Here is a 16,492-nt window from a genome sequence, read left to right on the forward strand (position 1 = left end):
GGATGTCCGATCCGTGAACGAATCGAAAGGTAAAATCAACATCGCGCAGTTATTCATGATCTTCGCCTTAATGAACGGGCTCGTGGATCATGTCGTCGTCAATCCGATGCTGCTCGATGCTTCGGGCAGGGATGCATGGATCACGGTCATCGTCACCGGAAGCCTATTCGTCGTCTGGAGCTCGCTGCTTTATTGGATCATGCGAAGATTCGGCCGGCAGCCCTGGCAGCGTTTGGTCGCGAAGCAGACGCATCCCGCCTTGTCCTGGCTTCTGACGATACCGGTCGTCATTGTCCTGTACGGAATCGGCGCCACGACCGTCGTCAACACCGTTAAATGGAACGCGACCAATTATCTGCCCGCTACGTCGGGCATGGTTCTCGTCCTCGCGCTGGCGACCATTTGCCTCATTCTGGCGTTGTGGGGACTGCGGACCATCGCGATCACGGCGGGCATTCTGCTGCCGCTGGTATGCGTGCTCGGCGTCTTCGTGAGCGTCTTCAACGTCCCGCAGAAAGACCATCGCCTTCTATTTCCCGTACTGGAGACGGGGTGGGCGCCGGTGGCGAACGGAATTCTCTATGCCGCAAGCGGCTTCGCGGAAGCTGCGCTGCTCGTGCTTCTCCAGCATCGACTGACGCGAAGCGTGAAATGGTGGCAATTGATGCTCTACAGCTTGTTCACCATCATGCTCATGCTCGGTCCCGTCATCGGCGCGATCACGGAGTTCGGTCCGGGCGAGGCTGCCAACCAGATGACGTCGCCATATGAACAATGGCGGCTCGTGAAGATCGGCGAGTATGTCGAGCATGTCGATTTCTTCTCTATTTTCCAATGGCTATCGGGTGCCTGCATACGCATAAGCATCGCCGTTTATTTGCTTGTCGACGTGCTTCCTCTCCGGAAGAAGCTGCACCGGCAGTGGGCCATTGCCGTCCTTCTGCTCAGCTATATCGCGATTTCGCTCGTACCAATCAACGACTACTCGTTTTACCGCTGGATGTACCACGATTACATGCCGATCGCCTTCTTCATCCTGTTTACGCTATCGATCCTCTGGATGGGTATCGCCATGTTCGCCAAACCATTGCCGAAGGAAGGATGACGCCCGATGACCGCGTCGGAACGCAATGACGCCTGGACGCTGAACCGATTCACCGAATATTACGGCGAATCTTCGGACGTGATGATCGTGCCCTGCCGATTCGACGACGATGGCACGGCGTCCGCCATGCTGATTTATGTCGTCGGTTTATGCGACTCCGACCTTATTCATAAAGTCGTGCTGCCCGTACTCAACCGGCAAGGCTACCCGCATTCGGACCTGACTCCGAACGAACGGTTAATCTCCGAACTCTCCCTGGTTCCCCTTCAAGGGCCGGTAACGGTCGACGTGTTGGACGAGTATATCTTCAAAGGCGATTTGCTGCTCTACTTCATGGAAGACGAGCGCTTCTGCAGCATGGGCATCTCGAATCGGCCGCAGCGCACGCCCGACGAATCCAATACGGAAATTTCGATCAAAGGGCCGAAGGACGGCTTCATTGAAGATCTTCACACGAACGTGGCCTTGATTCGGAAGCGCATCCGCAGCCACTCGCTGCACGTGCAGGAGTTCACGCTAGGCAGGCGCACGAAGACCAAGCTAGCGCTGCTCTATTTCGCCGATATCCTCAATCCCAAAATTCTCGAGGATGTTCGTAACCGCCTGAAGGCGATCGACACGGACGGCATCTACAGCATCAATCAATTGGAAGAAGCGTTGACCGGATCCAGGCTTAAGCTGCTGCCGCTGCTCGATTACACGGGCCGCCCCGATTATTGCGTCAATTCCCTGCTGTCGGGACGGTTTCTCATCATCGTGGACGGCAATCCGCTCGTCCTCATAGGTCCCGCAGGCCTAAGCTTGCTGTTGAAATCGCCGGAAGACATTCATTTCAACTACATGTATGTCTCGTTCGCCCGCATGATCCGCGTGTTCAGCTTGTTCCTGTCCATCTTCCTGCCAGGGATATGGGTGGCGCTCATGGCGTTTCACCAAGACCAAATCCCGTTCCGGATTATGGCCACCATCTCCGTATCGCGTCTGGGCTTGCCGTTCTCTTCGCAGATCGAGATGTTCATTCTGCTCATGCTGCTCGAGATCTTCCGGGAAGCCGGCGTGCGCCTGCCCACCGCGATCGGACAGACGCTGACGTCCATCGGCGGCTTGATCATCGGAGATGCGGCCATTCGGGCGGGGCTCGTCTCTCCCTCGGTCGTCGTCATCGGCGCCATCACCGCCGTATCGAGCGTGACGCTGGTCAATCAGTCGCTGAGCTCGATCGTCAGCATCCTGAGGCTGTTTTTCTACATTTTATCTTGTTACCTCGGCATGTATGGCGTCATTCTAGGGATCGTTCTGTTCATCGGTTATATGTCGAGCCAGAAATCGTTCGGCGTCAACTACCTCGCTCCGTTATCGCCGCTGCGCTTCCGGGATGTCGCCGCCTCGTTTCTGCGCATCCCCTTTTTTATGATGAAGAAGCGGCCCGGGAGTTTGAATCCCCGAGATGAAGACCGGTAAGGGAGTGAAGCGTAATGAGGACCCTGCGCATGATCGGAGCTTGCAGCTTGATAGCCGCCCTCCTCTGCCTCCCTGGATGCGGAAGCGCGCGGGATATTCAGAATTTGGCCTACGTGACGGCGATCGGAGCCGATTACAAGAACGGGAAATACGTCTCGTACGTGCAAGTGTTGAATTTCTCGAACATCGCCCATTCCGAGAACGCGCAGCTTGGTACGCCCGTGCCCATCTGGATAGGCGTCGGCGACGGGCAAACGTTCGCGGGATCGCTTACGGACATTAACACGACCTCGCAGCTTCCGTTGTTCTGGGGGCATCTCAAGGTAGTGATCGTGACGGAGAACCTGCTGAAACACGGTGTCCGGGAAATTTGTAATACCCTCAGCCGTTACCGCGAGGTTCGGTATAATACCCTCGTCTACGGCACCAAAGAGAAGATGATGGACATTCTGACGCAGACGTCCATGTTCAACTTGTCTCCGCTCGATACGATCATGTTCACGGGCGCGCAGCTCAGCAGCCAGAAAGCCTACTTGCTGCCCGTCAACGGAAACCATACCGTGGCGAATCTGAACGAGCCGGGAAGTCCCGGCTACATACCGTCCATTGCGCTGGCCCGGAACAACTGGCATGAAGACAAGAAGAGCAAGAGCATGTTCGATTTGTCCGGGGCCTATTTCTTCCAGCAGGATCGCGTCAAAAGCTGGATGTCCCTGAAGGAACTGAAAGGCATCCGGTGGTCGAAAAGCAAGTTGGCACAAACGCCGCTTCAAGTCCCGATCGGCGGCACTTTGAACGCCGTCATCATGATGAAGCATCCGCACATGTCGATAAAACCGGTCGTGGACAAAAGCGGCGCGTATTTCGATCTTGCCGTCAAGGTCAGCGGCATCGTCTACGAGCAAACGAGAGAGATTGCAATCCGCGAGCTGGAAAACAAGGCTGCGGCCGTTATCGAGAACGAAATCCGCGCGACGTTCCGAAACGGGCTCGCCAAGCGAAGCGATCCGTTCCAATTGGAGGAGGCGCTGTACCGCAAGCACCCTGCCGTCTTCAAACGCCTATCCTCCGGGGATCCCTATTTCCTGGAAGCGAAATCCTTGCGCAACGTCAACGTCAGCGTCTTCGTAACGAGCACGGGACGATTGAAAGGTTATTAGATTGTTCGACTACTATTCGACTACTGTTCGACTACTAATTGATTTGCTCGGTCTCGTTGTCTAGCGCCGACGCAAAAAAAAACGACCGCTCGCCTGTTAGACACAGGCAAGCGGTCGCGGTATGGATCGAGGTTTTGGTTTTCGGCAGTTACGTGGATTGGGTCGCAGACGTCGTTGGGCTTGCTTGTTCCGCTTGCTTCGATCGCTTGACCGTGTTGACGAATAGCGCAAGCGGTAATGCGACCGCGACTACGAATGTCGCGAGCAAATAGACGTCGTTGACGCTCATCGTGAACGCCTGCATCTGAATGTGGTTCGCGTCCGTGTCTCCGGCCAGTGCCAGCGCTTTGCCGTGATGGGCGCCGCGCGACGAGAGCATCGCCGTGAAGATCGCGATCGCGAACGAGCCGAACACGTTGCGCGTCCAGTTCGAGATCGAAGATGCGTGACCGGACAGGTCGCGCGGAACCGTCTCCATCGACGCGTTGCTCGCCGGCATCATAACGAAAGAAATGCCGAGGTTACGAACGAGCATCCACCAAACGATATAGCTGTGACTGACGTCGATGCTGAGCGAGCTCAGCATGAACGTGCCTACTGCGAGCAGGACGATTCCGATGCACATGAGCACGCGCGGACCGATGGAGGAGTAAAGCTTGCCGATGATCGGCATGATCAGCGCCATGACGAGCGATGCCGGCAGCAGGATCAGCCCTGTATCCATCGTGGACACTTGCTGGATTTGCTGCAAGAACACAGGCGTCAGGAACGTACCCGAGTAGAGGCTGATCGTCAATATAATCACAATGATCGTATTCAACGTATACCGTCCGTTCGCGAATACCCGAAGGTTAAGTAGCGGCGATTTCGCGGTTAGCTCCCGCCAGACGAACGCGAAGATGGCTACGATGCCGAGGACGAGCAGCGAAATGATTTTGGCAGAGCTCCAGCCCCACTTCTGCCCTTCACCGAGCGCAAGCAGCAACGACGAGCTGCCGACGATAACGGTAACGAAGCCGAGGCCGTCGAAATTCTTCGGCACGCTCAAGCGATAATAAGGAATGAACGCGGCAACGAGAACGGCGCCGATGATGCCGACCGGAATGTTAATGAGGAACAGCCACTGCCAGTCGAATTCCTGCAGCAGCCAGCCGGCGAACGTCGGGCCGAATGCCGGAGCAAGCATCGAGGACAGCGCCCATAGCGCGATTGCCATCGGCTGTCTTTCCCGCGGTACGACCTGGTAGATGATAGCCATCGTTGTCGGCAGAATAAGACCGCTGAATATGCCTTGCAGGATCCGGAAAGCGATCAAGGAGTATTCGTCCCACGCAGCCGCGCAGAGGGCGGACGACAACGTGAAGCCGATCAGCGAAACGAGGAACAACCGTTTGTAACTGAACCTTTCCCCCAGGTAACCGACGATCGGCGCGATCGTGCCCATCGCCAGCATGAAACCAGTCAATGTCCATTGAATGGAACCAAGCGTCGTATCAAAATGCTTTTGCAGCACCGGCAGTGCCACGTTGATCGTGCTGGACGCCAGAACGCAGACGAAAGAGCCTACGAATATGGCGATCATGATCGGCCAAAACCGAATCTGTGCCTGTTGATCTTCTGAATTCACTGAGCGATTCCCCCAATAAATGAATAGAATATATATCTAAATTTACATATTATCCAAGCCGATGTCTATGAAATTCGTACGTGAATCCTTGCTTGGATCTTGTCTTGTCGAGAAGCTCCCGCGACCGGACTTTCATCGGCTAGAAGATGCGTGCCTCTGGGCACACGAAACAAAAAAAAGCATCTGATCTAAGATCAAATACTTTGCCCAGGCGTACGGCTTATGAAATAAGTCACTTTCGATCGGGTAAGGGACTAGTCGTTTGCAATCGGATGACCTCGGACGCGTCGAATGCCCTATTCTTTTTGGAGATGTTTTTACCCTTAGCGAACGTAATCCGAATCGGATCCCCAAGAGCGAAATCCTCGAATCTAAGCTGCTTACCGTCGACGTCCGCAAGATTGGTCTCGTTCGTTACGTTGATGTTGCATAAGTAACCGACATCGTCGTTGCTTCCATGTTTGCCACGGTTGACTTCGTCCGAGCAGTTCACTATGAATTCGTGATTCTGTATCGTTTCAATGTTATCCTCGAAGCTCTTGACCGTTTTCCCGCCCTCCAAGATCCATAGGACAACGAAACCAATAACGGTAAGTGTCAACGCCAGAGCGACGAGCGTCTTTTGTTGAATAGCAATCACTCCTTCCTCCAATTTCCAGATGCATCCTATACGCAGAATACTATGCATTTGTTGCGCGTTATTCTGCCCAGCGGAACAGGCCGCCGATTGTATCTCGTATGCCTCCTCACGATACGGGAAGGTCCTTTTCACAAAATGGAAAGTGTGCTTTACATCATTTACGCTTCATGATATACTCACCTCACGGAAAGCTAGCTTTCCATGTGGAGGATGAACGCATGAACAACCGATTGGAAGAAATTCGCAAGCAACGCGGAATTAAGCAAGAAGAATTAGCTGCGGCACTAGAAGTGTCCAGGCAGACGATCGGTTCGCTGGAAAACGGACGTTATAACCCCTCCATCCTTCTGGCGTTCAAGATCGCTCGCTTCTTCGATATGCGTATCGAAGATATCTTTATTTATGAGGAGGATGAACATGCATGAAGAGACGCATTTCGCCTAATTTACTTACCGTCGCGGGCTTTGCGCTATTGGCAGTTGGAGTGTACTTCATCAAAACGATCGAAGATTCCCACGGTATATTGAGAACGTTGCCTTATCTCTCTTTCGGACTTGGCTGCAGTATTTTCGGGCACGGCATGGGAGACATCATCACCCGATCCCTTATGAAGGGTAATCCTGCCGCAGCCAAGAAGATGGAAATCGACAAGAAAGACGAGCGTAATCTGGCAATCGCTAATCGGGCAAAAGCGAAAACGTACGACATGACGATTTTATTGTTCGGGGCCTTGATTTTAGCCTTTTCCTTGATGGACATCGACAAAGAAACGTTATGGATCTTGGTTGCTTCCTATCTGTTTATCCACGGGTATGGCGCTTATTGCCGCGTTAAGTACGTGAAAGAGATGTAAGGAGCTGCATAAAAGCAAAAAAAGCAGCTGCCAGAGGCAAACTGCTCGTAAATACGCTAACTATCGTTCCCCTTTAGGAGTTCAAGTACGATTTGGATTGTATGAGCGCGTCTGTTTCTTGAATAAGCTCGCGCAGCATTTGAATCGCAGTCTTTAAATTCCCCTCATCCTCCGAGATGCTCGCGAAGATCGCATTGGTTCTCTGGAAGTATCGCTCAGGCACGATGCGAAAGGAATCGGCAATGGCCGCAGCCCCTTTTTCATTCATCAGGTAGGATTCGTTCATTGCAAACAACGCCTGATTCAAGGAAGCGACTGCCCTGAAACATGATCCGGCGACATAAGCCAAATCGTTCTTGTAAATTGCTTTATATCCGTTATCGATCGCAAAGGTTGCTTCCCAAAAAAATTTACCTATGGTTGCTTTCTGCAAACCAGGCGGATATGGCCGGGTTCTGCCTTTCAGCTCTCCGACAACGCCCGTCGGGTCCCAGAGCACGTTGCACAACGCGATCTCCGCCATATAAATCGCGTTGACGAATCCATGAGGATGGCCCGGCTGATAATCGATCGTGATCGTTCCCGTGACGCAGTCTGCTATGACTTGGGATACTTGATTGAGATCCCGATATAAGAAATCGACCGGCATGCGATCGACCGTCAACCAGCCGCCGCCGTTAATCCATGGTCCCCAGCCGCCTATTTCCGTTACGAGGTTATCGCGATGCTCGTCATCAATGGCAGATGCAACCCGGCGAAGCCCGGCAATGTCCAGCCCGATTGCGGGATCGTAATAGATGCCGATATCGATATCGGAGGTCGGGCTTGCCGTTCCCCTGGCTCTTGAACCGCCAAGAACGATAGCACTTATCCCTCTCACTTGTTTTAAGCTGTCTACACAATTCGCAATGGTGTTGGGCACGTTCATCATTCTCACTCCTTTTAATCATCACTACATCTACTTGCAAGCTCTGGTTTAGTTCGTCTCCAAATAATCGATTATCTTCATTGATTTATAATCTTTTGCAATATCCAGTGGGGTTTGACCATCATTATTCAATATGCTTCTATCCGCACCATTCTCTAGTAAATATCTAATTATCTCTGTGGGCTCATCTCCAGGATTGCCACCAGTTTGAATTGTTCCATCAATTGAAGTATCTACTGCTGCATGCAGAGGCGTCCATCCCCCGTAGCTTTTAGCGTTTATATCCGCTCCTTTTAGGAGCAGCAAGTGAATCATTTCGTTCTGTTCATTTTCTACAGCTATAATTAGCAAGGATTGTCGACCGTTTTCACATATGGCATTCGGATCGGCTCCACCTGAGAGTGATAAACTCACATATTCAATATCTCCATTGGCAACCGCGCTGCAAACCAAATGGTGACGACAGTTATTCTTCAAATAAGTTCCCCCCCATATAGAATTTCAATAGGCGACTTTAAATGCAAACTCAACGCCTAAGCGAAGTTTTAAATTGCGGTCCCAATCCCGAATTCTCATCGCAGTATCCGACCTCCGGTGGTGCCACTATGTTTCATGATTGTCTATTGAATCACATCCGCTGTCGGCAATGTAATGTAGACCGCATCAATCTCACTCTTCTCATCTATTAATGCTCTTGCGATTCTATGTCCCCCATCGATTAATTGACCATCCGAGCATAACAATATGGGGTAAGACATGTTGGCATGGATAATCCGCTGACAATGAAACGCAACGTTGCGTATCGTTGGAATTGGTCGGCTCCTGCTATCCGCGAACCAACAATCTTGATCAAGTTCCTTTATGGAATCAATCTGGATTTTATGCACAGGTAAGTCCTTAGATAACGCCCACAGTTTCTCCACGTCCCAGAAATGCCGTCTTCCGTCAATTATCCTTCCGTGTTTATGCTTCATGTTTGAAAGTAATTCTTCCACGATAATCACCTCCGTTTACTTAATCATCCATGTCATTGTACAACAGCTCAATTACCCACCGCATTTTTCAAGGTTATAAGATTCTCCTGAAGGAACGCTTGGTTTTTCTCGATTCCTCTGTTTTTACACCAGACAACTGCGCTGAATGCATCGTACAAATTATAGAACGGCAGCACGTTTTCCAGATTCAACATCGGTCGAATCGATCGATAGCCTTCAATAAACGGCTGCTTTGTTCTCGGATCGGCTTCCCATATGTATCGATTGACTTTAGTGAAATCAATTTCCGACGATCCGCCGCGGGCACTCTCGAAATCGATAATGCCGGCAACCTCGTTGCCATTCGTTAAGATATTGCCTGGTCTAAAATCCATGTGAACCATGCATGGCCCGTCAGGATCCGGCAATGCAGAGAAAAGTTCTTCAAAGCGAAGCAGGCATCTTTCATGCAATTTAGCGTCGAGAATCTCTGAGCTTGGCTCTTTCCACTTTGCGAAATTATGTTGGATATAGAATCTCCAATCATTGTGGTCAAGCAATCTATAGCCACCGGTCACATGGTAACCATACCCGGGAGCCGCAACCTCATGGAGCATCGCATGATACATGCCAATTTGATAGGAGAGCTTCTCGTCGATGGCCCCCGTACAAGGCATACCTTGAATGGCCGAAAGAAGCAATGCTCCAGTCGTATCTTCGTCTCCGTACCAAATGTCCAAAACATTAGGGACAGGCAGTACCTCCTTCAATGTTTCAAGCATCTGAAATTCACGGAATAACTTATCCTTGTTGAATGGGATTTTCACAAAAACGTTTTCTCCACGGGCAAGCGTGAGTTTGTATACATCGGAGCTAAACGACTCTGGAACATCTTCAATATTGGAGACGTTCAACTTTAACTTGTCTATTACCTTAAGAATAGCACTCAAAGGAAGCCTCCTCGTTCTCTGATAACCGAATCAAAGCCAAAATCTTGCCTCTAACCTATTCTTCCCTTTTACCCTGACCCCCTTTTCCGAGCGGAATTCTTCTGCTCGCCTATATAACTATACGAATGGCCGTACAGCGTTTGTTTGTTAACCTGGCTACAGGAATGGAGTATAATGGAATGAGGTTGTGCCAATGCCCGCTCGGCGAGGGGTCTGCTGGATGGGATGCGATAAGCGGGTCGAACAGCCTAGCCTGGGCGTTGGCGCTTCATCTTACTAATCGGAAGGCGGTGCAAGGTACATGACATTTAGCGAATATACATACGAGAGACCGGACGTGAAGGCATTCGAAGTGAAATTCAAAGCGCTGCTTGGCGTATTCGCCGCGGCTGGAAGCTTCGAGGAGCAGGACTCCGCGATGGCAGACGTAAACAAGCTCCGCAGCGAGTTCGACACGATGCAGACGATCGCGAGCATTCGCCACTCCATCGATACGAACGACGAATTTTACAAAGCCGAGCAGGACTTCTTCGACGAGAAGAGCCCCGTCGTCCAGGAGTTCGTGACGGATTATTACCAGGCGCTGGTCGGCTCTAAGTTCCGTCCGGAGTTGGAAGCCAAGTGGGGACGGCAGCTGTTCCGGCTCGCCGAGCTGTCCTTGAAAACGTTTAGCCCGGAGGTTATCGAGGATCTCCAGCAGGAGAATAAATTAACGACGGAATACACGAAGCTTATGGCTTCCGCGAAAATCCCGTTCGAAGGCGAAGAGCGCACGCTCGCGCAGCTCGGTCCGTTCCAGCAATCGACCGACCGCGATATGCGCAGACGCGCAGCCGAAGCATCCTCCGGCTTCATGGCGGAGAATGAAGCGACTCTTGACCGCATCTACGATGATTTGGTCAAGGTCCGCACGCGGATCGCGAAGAAACTCGGTTTCGCCAACTTCGTCGAGCTCGGCTACGCCCGCATGAGCCGGACGGACTACGACGCCGACATGGTCGCCAACTTCCGCAAGCAGGTACGGGACCATATCGTGCCGGCGGCGACGAATCTTAAGGAACGTCAACGGAACCGTATCGGGGTCGACAAGCTGCTCTATTATGACGAGAATCTCGCCTTCCTGTCCGGCAACGCGACGCCGAAAGGCGACCCGGACTGGATCATAGCCGGAGGCGCGAAGATGTACGCCGAGCTGTCGCCGGAGACGGACGCTTTCTTCCGGTTCATGCAAGAGAACGAGCTGATGAACCTCGTCGCCATGAAAGGCAAGCAAGGCGGCGGTTACTGCACGTATATCAGCGAGCACCAAGCGCCGTATATCTTCTCCAACTTCAACGGCACCTCCGGCGATATCGACGTGCTGACACACGAGGCGGGGCATGCGTTCCAGGTGTACGAGAGCCGTGGCTACGCGGTGCCCGAATATGCTTTCCCTACCTATGAAGCCTGCGAGATCCATTCCATGAGCATGGAGTTTCTAACTTGGTCTTGGATGGAGCTGTTCTTCAAGGAAGACGCGGACAAATACCGGTTCCAGCACCTCGCCAGTTCGTTGATCTTCATTCCTTACGGCGTGACGGTGGACGAATTTCAGCATTACGTGTACGCGAAACCGGAAGCGACGCCGACCGAACGGAAGCAAGCGTGGCGCGAGATCGAGCAGCAATATCTCCCTCATCGCGATTACGCGAACAACTCGTATTTGGCGGCAGGCGCCTTCTGGCACAAGCAGGGGCATATCTTCAACTCGCCGTTCTACTACATCGATTACACGCTGGCGCAGATTTGCGCGTTTCAGTTCTGGAAGAAGTCCCGCGAAGACCGCGAAGCCGCATGGAACGATTACTTGGGCCTATGCCGTCTGGGCGGCAGCCTTTCCTTCACGGAGCTCGCAAGCGCGGCCGGCCTGATCTCGCCATTCCAGGACGGCTGCGTCGCCTCCGTCATCGGCACCATCGAGGCGTGGCTGGATGGCGTGGACGACAAATCTCTGTAAGACGAAGTGTGAGCTAGGTTCAAGTGTGAGCTAGATTCAAATCCTGCAACCAGCATTAATCCAGGACCGTGACGTCCTGGACTAATGCTGGTTTTTTGTATGGTTGTATCGTGGAATATAAAAGAGCCGCAACCGCGGGACTTCTAACTCATAGGTGTTCGTGTAATTATCCTGTTATTCATTCCCGCTTCTCTGCCGATCTCGTCACCTTCGGACGCGAACGCCGTCCATCAAGTAGCCCGTGCTGTCAACGATAACCTCCTGATCCGCGAACAACTCCTTCACGGCCGTAACGTAATCGTTGGCGTCGACGATTCGAATCGGCGTCTCTACCGCATAATACGCATTGCCGAGCGGCCCGTCGTCCTCCCTCAGCGTATAGACGTAAGCCCCGCGTTCATCCACATGTACGGCCTTGTTCGGAACGGTGATCGCTTGCTCGTCTTTGGACGCGGTTAGTTTCACGCTTACCCGCTCGCCGCCGCGAAGCGTATCGTCCTTGAGCGTCATCGTAACCAAACTTGCTCCGGCCTGTCCCGCGTTTCCAGCCGAAGCATCATCGCCTGCTGACAGCTTCGAACTGCCGGAGTCGAGTTCCTCGTCGATGGACGAGATCGTTCCCGCAATCGGCTTGCCGTTCGGCTCGTCGAGCGTAATGCCGTCCAGCGTGTCGCCGATATGGAGCAAGTCGGCCGTACCGCCGGGAACAAGCAGTTGTATCCGATAGCCCTTGGCCGAATCAGACAAGACGACATCCGGCATCCCGTCCGGAAGGAGCCCCGCCGATGCATGGACCTGCGTGACGATACCATCGAACGGGGCGGTTAGACGAATGCTCTCGTTGATATTCTTTTGCAAATTGGCTATGTGCTGCTGCTGCGTCGCGATATCCAGCTTCGCCGTTTCGATCGCGCTGCCCGCGCCGAGCTTCGCGCTATCGTCCCCTCCGTTCGCCGCTGCAATGTAATCGGCGTGCAGCTGGTTCAGCGACAGTTCGAGCTTCTTCAAGCCCGCTTTCGAATCCGCGAGCTGCTGCAATGCATCGCCGCCGTCATATTCGACCAGCGTCTGGCCGCGGTGCACATGGTCGCCTTGCTTGACCCGTACGGCGGCCGCCTTCCATCCTGCCGGATTCGCGAGCGCTCTCGTCTCCCCCGGCTGAACCGTTGCCGTGCCTGCGAAATCATGCGTCACCTTCCCTTCTGCCGCCATCGCCGTATAGACCTTCGGCAAGGATAACGACCGCAGCGTGTTGCCCGCCAGCGCGAACGCGGCGAGCAGGACGACGAACAGACCGGCGACGAGGCGAAGCTTTTTTTTCCTGGCTTGGAACGTCCGTTCCTCCATTGCAATCACTCCTGATTATCCTTTGATGCCCGACTGTTGGATCCCTTCCACGAAATAGGATTCCGCATATAGGAAGAGCAGCACCGTCGGGGCCATATACAGCACCGAGGCGGCGAATCCGACGCCCCGGGCCGACGCGTTGATCTGCGCCAAATACAGCGACAACGGCTGCTTCGCCTTATCCTGCAAGAAGATAAGCGGCTGTTCGATCATGTTCCAATAATCGATGAACAGCAAGACCGCCAACGCGGCCAGTCCCGGCTTCGCCAGCGGAAGAACGATGCGCCCGAAGATCGTCCAATGTCCGGCGCCGTCGATTTTGGCCGCTTCGACATAAGCCATGGGAATATGCGCCATGAACTGACGCATCATGAAGACGCCGAAGGCGCCGAAGATGCCTGGCAGAATGATTGCGGATGCCGTATTCATCAAACCGAGCTTGTCGATCACCAGATAGTTCGGCACGAGCGTGACCTGAAACGGCATCAGCATCGTCATCAGATAGACTGCGAACAGCTTGTCGCGCCCGAAGAAGCGCAATTTGGCGAACGCGTAGGCCGCAAGCGAAGCGACGGCCGCCTGACCGGCAACGATCGGCGCGACTAGCATGACCGAATGCCAGAACATGCCCAGATACTTCGGGCTTAGAACGAGCACTTGCGCGTACTGCTCGAATGTAAACCAATCGGGCAGCAGCTTCAAATTGACGAACGCCTCCTTGCCGCCATGCGCGGTATCGACCATTTGTCCGAGCAGGTCGTAATTCCGGCCGATTTCCGCTTCGGTCATCCATGAATTCGTGAACGTCAGCAATACCGGAATCAACATGATCGCCGCAATCGCGCCAATCAGAAGAGAAAGCACAAGCCGCGCCAGTCGATGCGTTCGATTCATACTCGCTCTCCTCCTTACTCCGTGTTTTCTCTGAATCGGCGTTCGATGCGGAGCAGTCCCAAGGCAAGCAGGACGATGCAGCCGACCATGAGCGATGCCGCAGCCGTCAGCTTCTGCACATCGAGCGCGAAGAACATGTTGTTCATGTAATGCTGCAACATGTACAGACGGTCGAACGGGTAGTCGCCGGCAAGCAAATACGTCTCGCGAAACACCTTGAACGAGTTGACGATCGAGATGAGCAGCACGAAGAACATCGTCGGCGTTAAGTATACGATCGTGATCGTTCGAAATTGACGCCAGCGTCCCGCGCCCTCGATGGAAGCCGTCTCATAGTAATCCTTCGGGATCGATTGCAGACCGGCCAGGAACAACACCATGTTATAGCCGATGTTCTTCCAGATGAACATGGCGACGATGATACTCATCGACCAATTCGATTGCAGCCAATCGATTCGTTCCATCCCGAAATGATGCATCCACGCGTTCAACGTCCCGTTCCAGTCGAAAACAATCTGCCAGATCAGGACGACCGAAGCGACGGGCACGACGAGCGGAAGCATGATCGACGTTCGAAGCCAGCCTCTCGCATAGAGCGGCCGGTTCAACAGCAGCGCGAGCAGCAGCGACAACGCGATCAACAGCGGAACGCCGATACCTGTGAAAATCATCGTGTTCGCCGCCGCCTTGCGAAAAGATTCGCTTCTCAGCAGCGCCAAGTAATTCCCGAAGCCGACGAAGCGCCCGCCCAGCGCGCCGTCCGTGAACGATTCGTAGATCCCGAGCAGGAACGGAATGAAATAGAAGAGCGCGAAGCCGGCCGAACTCGGAAGCAGAAACCAAAGCGCTTGGAATCCGTCCCTTCGCAGCCATGCAAACGCCGCGCTCCTATTCATTGAGGTAAGTCGTCACTTTGTTCTGAACGAGGTTCGCGACATCCTCCGCGGACTTCTGCCCGGCGTAGAAAGCTTTGGCTTCCTCGACGACAATCTCCCATACCTTGTCGGATTTGGTTGCGGCAACCGGATGAACCGCTCCGTTCACGTATGCGTTCAAACCGTCAAGCATCGCATCGTCCACCTTGACGTCCTTCCCCTGCAGCGGCCCTTCCGGTATGGATTTGAACGATCCTAGTGCCTTCATGTCCTGGATCTGCTTGGCGAAAGCCGCTTTGTTGATCGGAAAACCGGTCGCGTTCGAAGGCGACTGTATCTCCTCCGACATCAAGAACTCGACGAAATCCCAAGCCTCCGGCTTCACTTTGGAATTCGCGCCTATGGCTACGCTCCGGTACGTCTGGAAGTAGCCGCCTGCAGCATTATCCTGGGCATGGGGCTTCGCATACAGCTTCATATGGTTGCCGAGCTCCTTATGGGTCAGCTTCACGCCGAGGGAGATGCCCTGCATCGATTCCAAATAATCTTTGGGCGAATTGATTTGGACGCTTTGGAAATACGCATTCACGCCGCGGCCCATTTTGGAGACGACGCCATCGTCGAACAGGGTTTTCACCTGCTTCATGAGTCCGGTGAACGAAGCCGAATCGAAATGCGCTTTGCGCGCTTCGGCATCCATGAACAAGCTGTAATTGTCGCTCACCATTTCGCCCAGCAAATACTCGGGGCCAAGATACGACAGCGCGGAAGGAAGCGGCCCGTTCGCAACCATCTCCCCCGCCGTCTTCGTAAAATCACTCCATGACCAATTCAGATCGTCGAACTTCGCGCCGGACTTCGCGATCGCGTCCGCGTCTCCCGCGAAGCCCATCAGGAAGAAGGTGAGCGGCATTTCGTACAACGATTGCCCCGTCCGGACATTGTCCAGGATATTGTCGAAATAGTCGTCCTTATGAAAGCCGGAATCCCCCGACATCATCGGGCTCATATCCGCCAGCAGCTTATGCTTGACGTAATTGTCGGCGGGCAGCAAGTCCAACTGGAGCAAGTCGGGACCTTTGCCCGCCAGCATCGCCGCGTTCGTCGATGTCACGTACTTCTCGATGTCGGATTCCAGCGTCGCATCCGAATAGTCCGCATGCTCCAGCTTGATCTCGATATCGGGATGCAGCGCTTCGTATTTCTTCTTCGCTTCCTCGAATTTGTCGTCTTGCCAGAAGGTCGAGAACGCGATCGTCTTCTTGCCGCCGCCCGAACCCGCATCGTCGCTTCCCGCTGCGGAATCGCCTTGCGCGTCGTTCCCGGGAACAGTATTTCCGTCCGCTCCGCCCTTCCCGTCGTTCGTATTCCCGGCCGCCGCATTGCTGGACGCCGTATTACTGGCCGAGGATTTTCCGTTTGTTCCGTCTCCGCTGCCGCATGCCGTCAAGGCGAACGCAAGCAAACAGCCCGCCATTAGGCTTCCGCCGTATGATCTCATCATCTCTCTGATCTCCTTCGCGTTCTGAATCGATTTCGCCCGCAATGACAGGCTCATCCACAGCTTAACGGAGAGATGTCTCGGAAACTTCGACCTCCTGTAAACAAAATGTCTCCGAATCGCAAACAAAAAAGGCAAGCCGGACGAAATTCCGTCCAACTTGCCGCTATATGCGCACAAT

The 16,492-nt window shown here is 53.5% G+C and carries 16 protein-coding genes; 6 read left to right on the forward strand and 10 right to left on the reverse strand.

The window, feature by feature from the left end:
• Positions 1-13: 13 nt before the first annotated feature.
• Genes GZH47_RS00965 through GZH47_RS00975 form a run of 3 tightly spaced genes read left to right on the forward strand, consistent with a single transcriptional unit; the run spans position 14 to position 3,726 of the window.
• Positions 14-1,105, forward strand: coding sequence for a GerAB/ArcD/ProY family transporter (locus GZH47_RS00965; protein ID WP_162638110.1), 1,092 nt, complete (start codon positions 14-16; stop codon positions 1,103-1,105).
• A 6-nt stretch (positions 1,106-1,111) separates the two neighbouring features.
• The gene (locus GZH47_RS00970) at positions 1,112-2,566 is read left to right on the forward strand and encodes a spore germination protein (protein ID WP_162638111.1); all 1,455 of its coding nucleotides are present in this window, start codon (positions 1,112-1,114) and stop codon (positions 2,564-2,566) included.
• A gap of 14 nt (positions 2,567-2,580) precedes the next feature.
• The gene (locus GZH47_RS00975) at positions 2,581-3,726 is read left to right on the forward strand and encodes a Ger(x)C family spore germination protein (RefSeq protein ID WP_162638112.1); all 1,146 of its coding nucleotides are present in this window, start codon (positions 2,581-2,583) and stop codon (positions 3,724-3,726) included.
• A gap of 148 nt (positions 3,727-3,874) precedes the next feature.
• Here GZH47_RS00975 and GZH47_RS00980 read toward each other — a convergent pair whose 3' ends face one another.
• Both GZH47_RS00980 and GZH47_RS00985 read right to left on the reverse strand, forming a co-directional pair.
• Positions 3,875-5,308, reverse strand: coding sequence for a DHA2 family efflux MFS transporter permease subunit (locus GZH47_RS00980; RefSeq protein WP_162645013.1), 1,434 nt, complete (start codon positions 5,306-5,308; stop codon positions 3,875-3,877).
• 277 nt (positions 5,309-5,585) lie between these two features.
• Positions 5,586-5,993 carry a hypothetical protein gene (locus GZH47_RS00985; protein WP_162638113.1) on the reverse strand — a complete coding sequence of 136 codons (408 nt, stop codon included), beginning with the start codon at positions 5,991-5,993 and terminating at the stop codon, positions 5,586-5,588.
• Between the two features lie 218 nt (positions 5,994-6,211).
• On the opposite strand from GZH47_RS00985, the gene GZH47_RS00990 reads away from it, so the two are divergent.
• Entirely contained in the window at positions 6,212-6,418 is a 207-nt protein-coding gene (locus GZH47_RS00990) for a helix-turn-helix transcriptional regulator (protein ID WP_162638114.1), read from the forward strand.
• Positions 6,415-6,846 (forward strand): hypothetical protein, encoded by a 432-nt coding sequence (locus tag GZH47_RS00995; protein WP_162638115.1) that lies wholly within the window; start codon positions 6,415-6,417, stop codon positions 6,844-6,846. The genes GZH47_RS00990 and GZH47_RS00995 overlap by 4 nt, the downstream gene beginning before the upstream one ends.
• Before the next feature lie 73 nt (positions 6,847-6,919).
• Here the strand turns inward: GZH47_RS00995 and GZH47_RS01000 are convergent, their stop codons facing one another.
• The 4 genes from GZH47_RS01000 to GZH47_RS01015 all read right to left on the reverse strand — a co-directional run bounded on the left by GZH47_RS01000 (position 6,920) and on the right by GZH47_RS01015 (position 9,698).
• Entirely contained in the window at positions 6,920-7,774 is an 855-nt protein-coding gene (locus GZH47_RS01000; RefSeq protein ID WP_162638116.1) for a nucleotidyltransferase family protein, read from the reverse strand.
• Positions 7,775-7,822: 48 nt separating this feature from the next.
• Positions 7,823-8,251: an ankyrin repeat domain-containing protein gene (locus GZH47_RS01005; protein WP_162638117.1), complete on the reverse strand. Its 429-nt coding sequence runs from the start codon at positions 8,249-8,251 to the stop codon at positions 7,823-7,825.
• 143 nt (positions 8,252-8,394) lie between these two features.
• Positions 8,395-8,769, reverse strand: coding sequence for a chromosome partitioning protein ParB (locus tag GZH47_RS01010; protein WP_162638118.1), 375 nt, complete (start codon positions 8,767-8,769; stop codon positions 8,395-8,397).
• 47 nt (positions 8,770-8,816) lie between these two features.
• Entirely contained in the window at positions 8,817-9,698 is an 882-nt protein-coding gene (locus tag GZH47_RS01015; protein ID WP_162638119.1) for a phosphotransferase family protein, read from the reverse strand.
• Positions 9,699-9,999: 301 nt separating this feature from the next.
• On the opposite strand from GZH47_RS01015, the gene GZH47_RS01020 reads away from it, so the two are divergent.
• On the forward strand, positions 10,000-11,694 hold the full coding sequence (locus GZH47_RS01020) for a M3 family oligoendopeptidase (protein ID WP_162638120.1): 1,695 nt from the start codon (positions 10,000-10,002) through the stop codon (positions 11,692-11,694).
• A gap of 204 nt (positions 11,695-11,898) precedes the next feature.
• Here GZH47_RS01020 and GZH47_RS01025 read toward each other — a convergent pair whose 3' ends face one another.
• The 4 genes from GZH47_RS01025 to GZH47_RS01040 are packed head-to-tail and all read right to left on the reverse strand — an operon-like array spanning position 11,899 to position 16,314.
• The gene (locus GZH47_RS01025) at positions 11,899-13,041 is read right to left on the reverse strand and encodes an efflux RND transporter periplasmic adaptor subunit (RefSeq protein WP_162638121.1); all 1,143 of its coding nucleotides are present in this window, start codon (positions 13,039-13,041) and stop codon (positions 11,899-11,901) included.
• A 15-nt stretch (positions 13,042-13,056) separates the two neighbouring features.
• Positions 13,057-13,935: a carbohydrate ABC transporter permease gene (locus tag GZH47_RS01030; RefSeq protein WP_162638122.1), complete on the reverse strand. Its 879-nt coding sequence runs from the start codon at positions 13,933-13,935 to the stop codon at positions 13,057-13,059.
• A 14-nt stretch (positions 13,936-13,949) separates the two neighbouring features.
• A complete protein-coding gene (locus tag GZH47_RS01035) occupies positions 13,950-14,831 on the reverse strand; it encodes a carbohydrate ABC transporter permease (RefSeq protein WP_162638123.1) in 882 nt (293 codons plus the stop codon).
• Positions 14,824-16,314, reverse strand: a complete 1,491-nt coding sequence (locus tag GZH47_RS01040) for an ABC transporter substrate-binding protein (protein ID WP_162638124.1) — start codon at positions 16,312-16,314, stop codon at positions 14,824-14,826. The genes GZH47_RS01035 and GZH47_RS01040 overlap by 8 nt, the downstream gene beginning before the upstream one ends.
• Between the last annotated feature and the right edge of the window lie 178 nt (positions 16,315-16,492).

It is taken from the genome of Paenibacillus rhizovicinus, assembly GCF_010365285.1.
Lineage (GTDB): Bacteria > Bacillota > Bacilli > Paenibacillales > Paenibacillaceae > Paenibacillus_Z > Paenibacillus_Z rhizovicinus.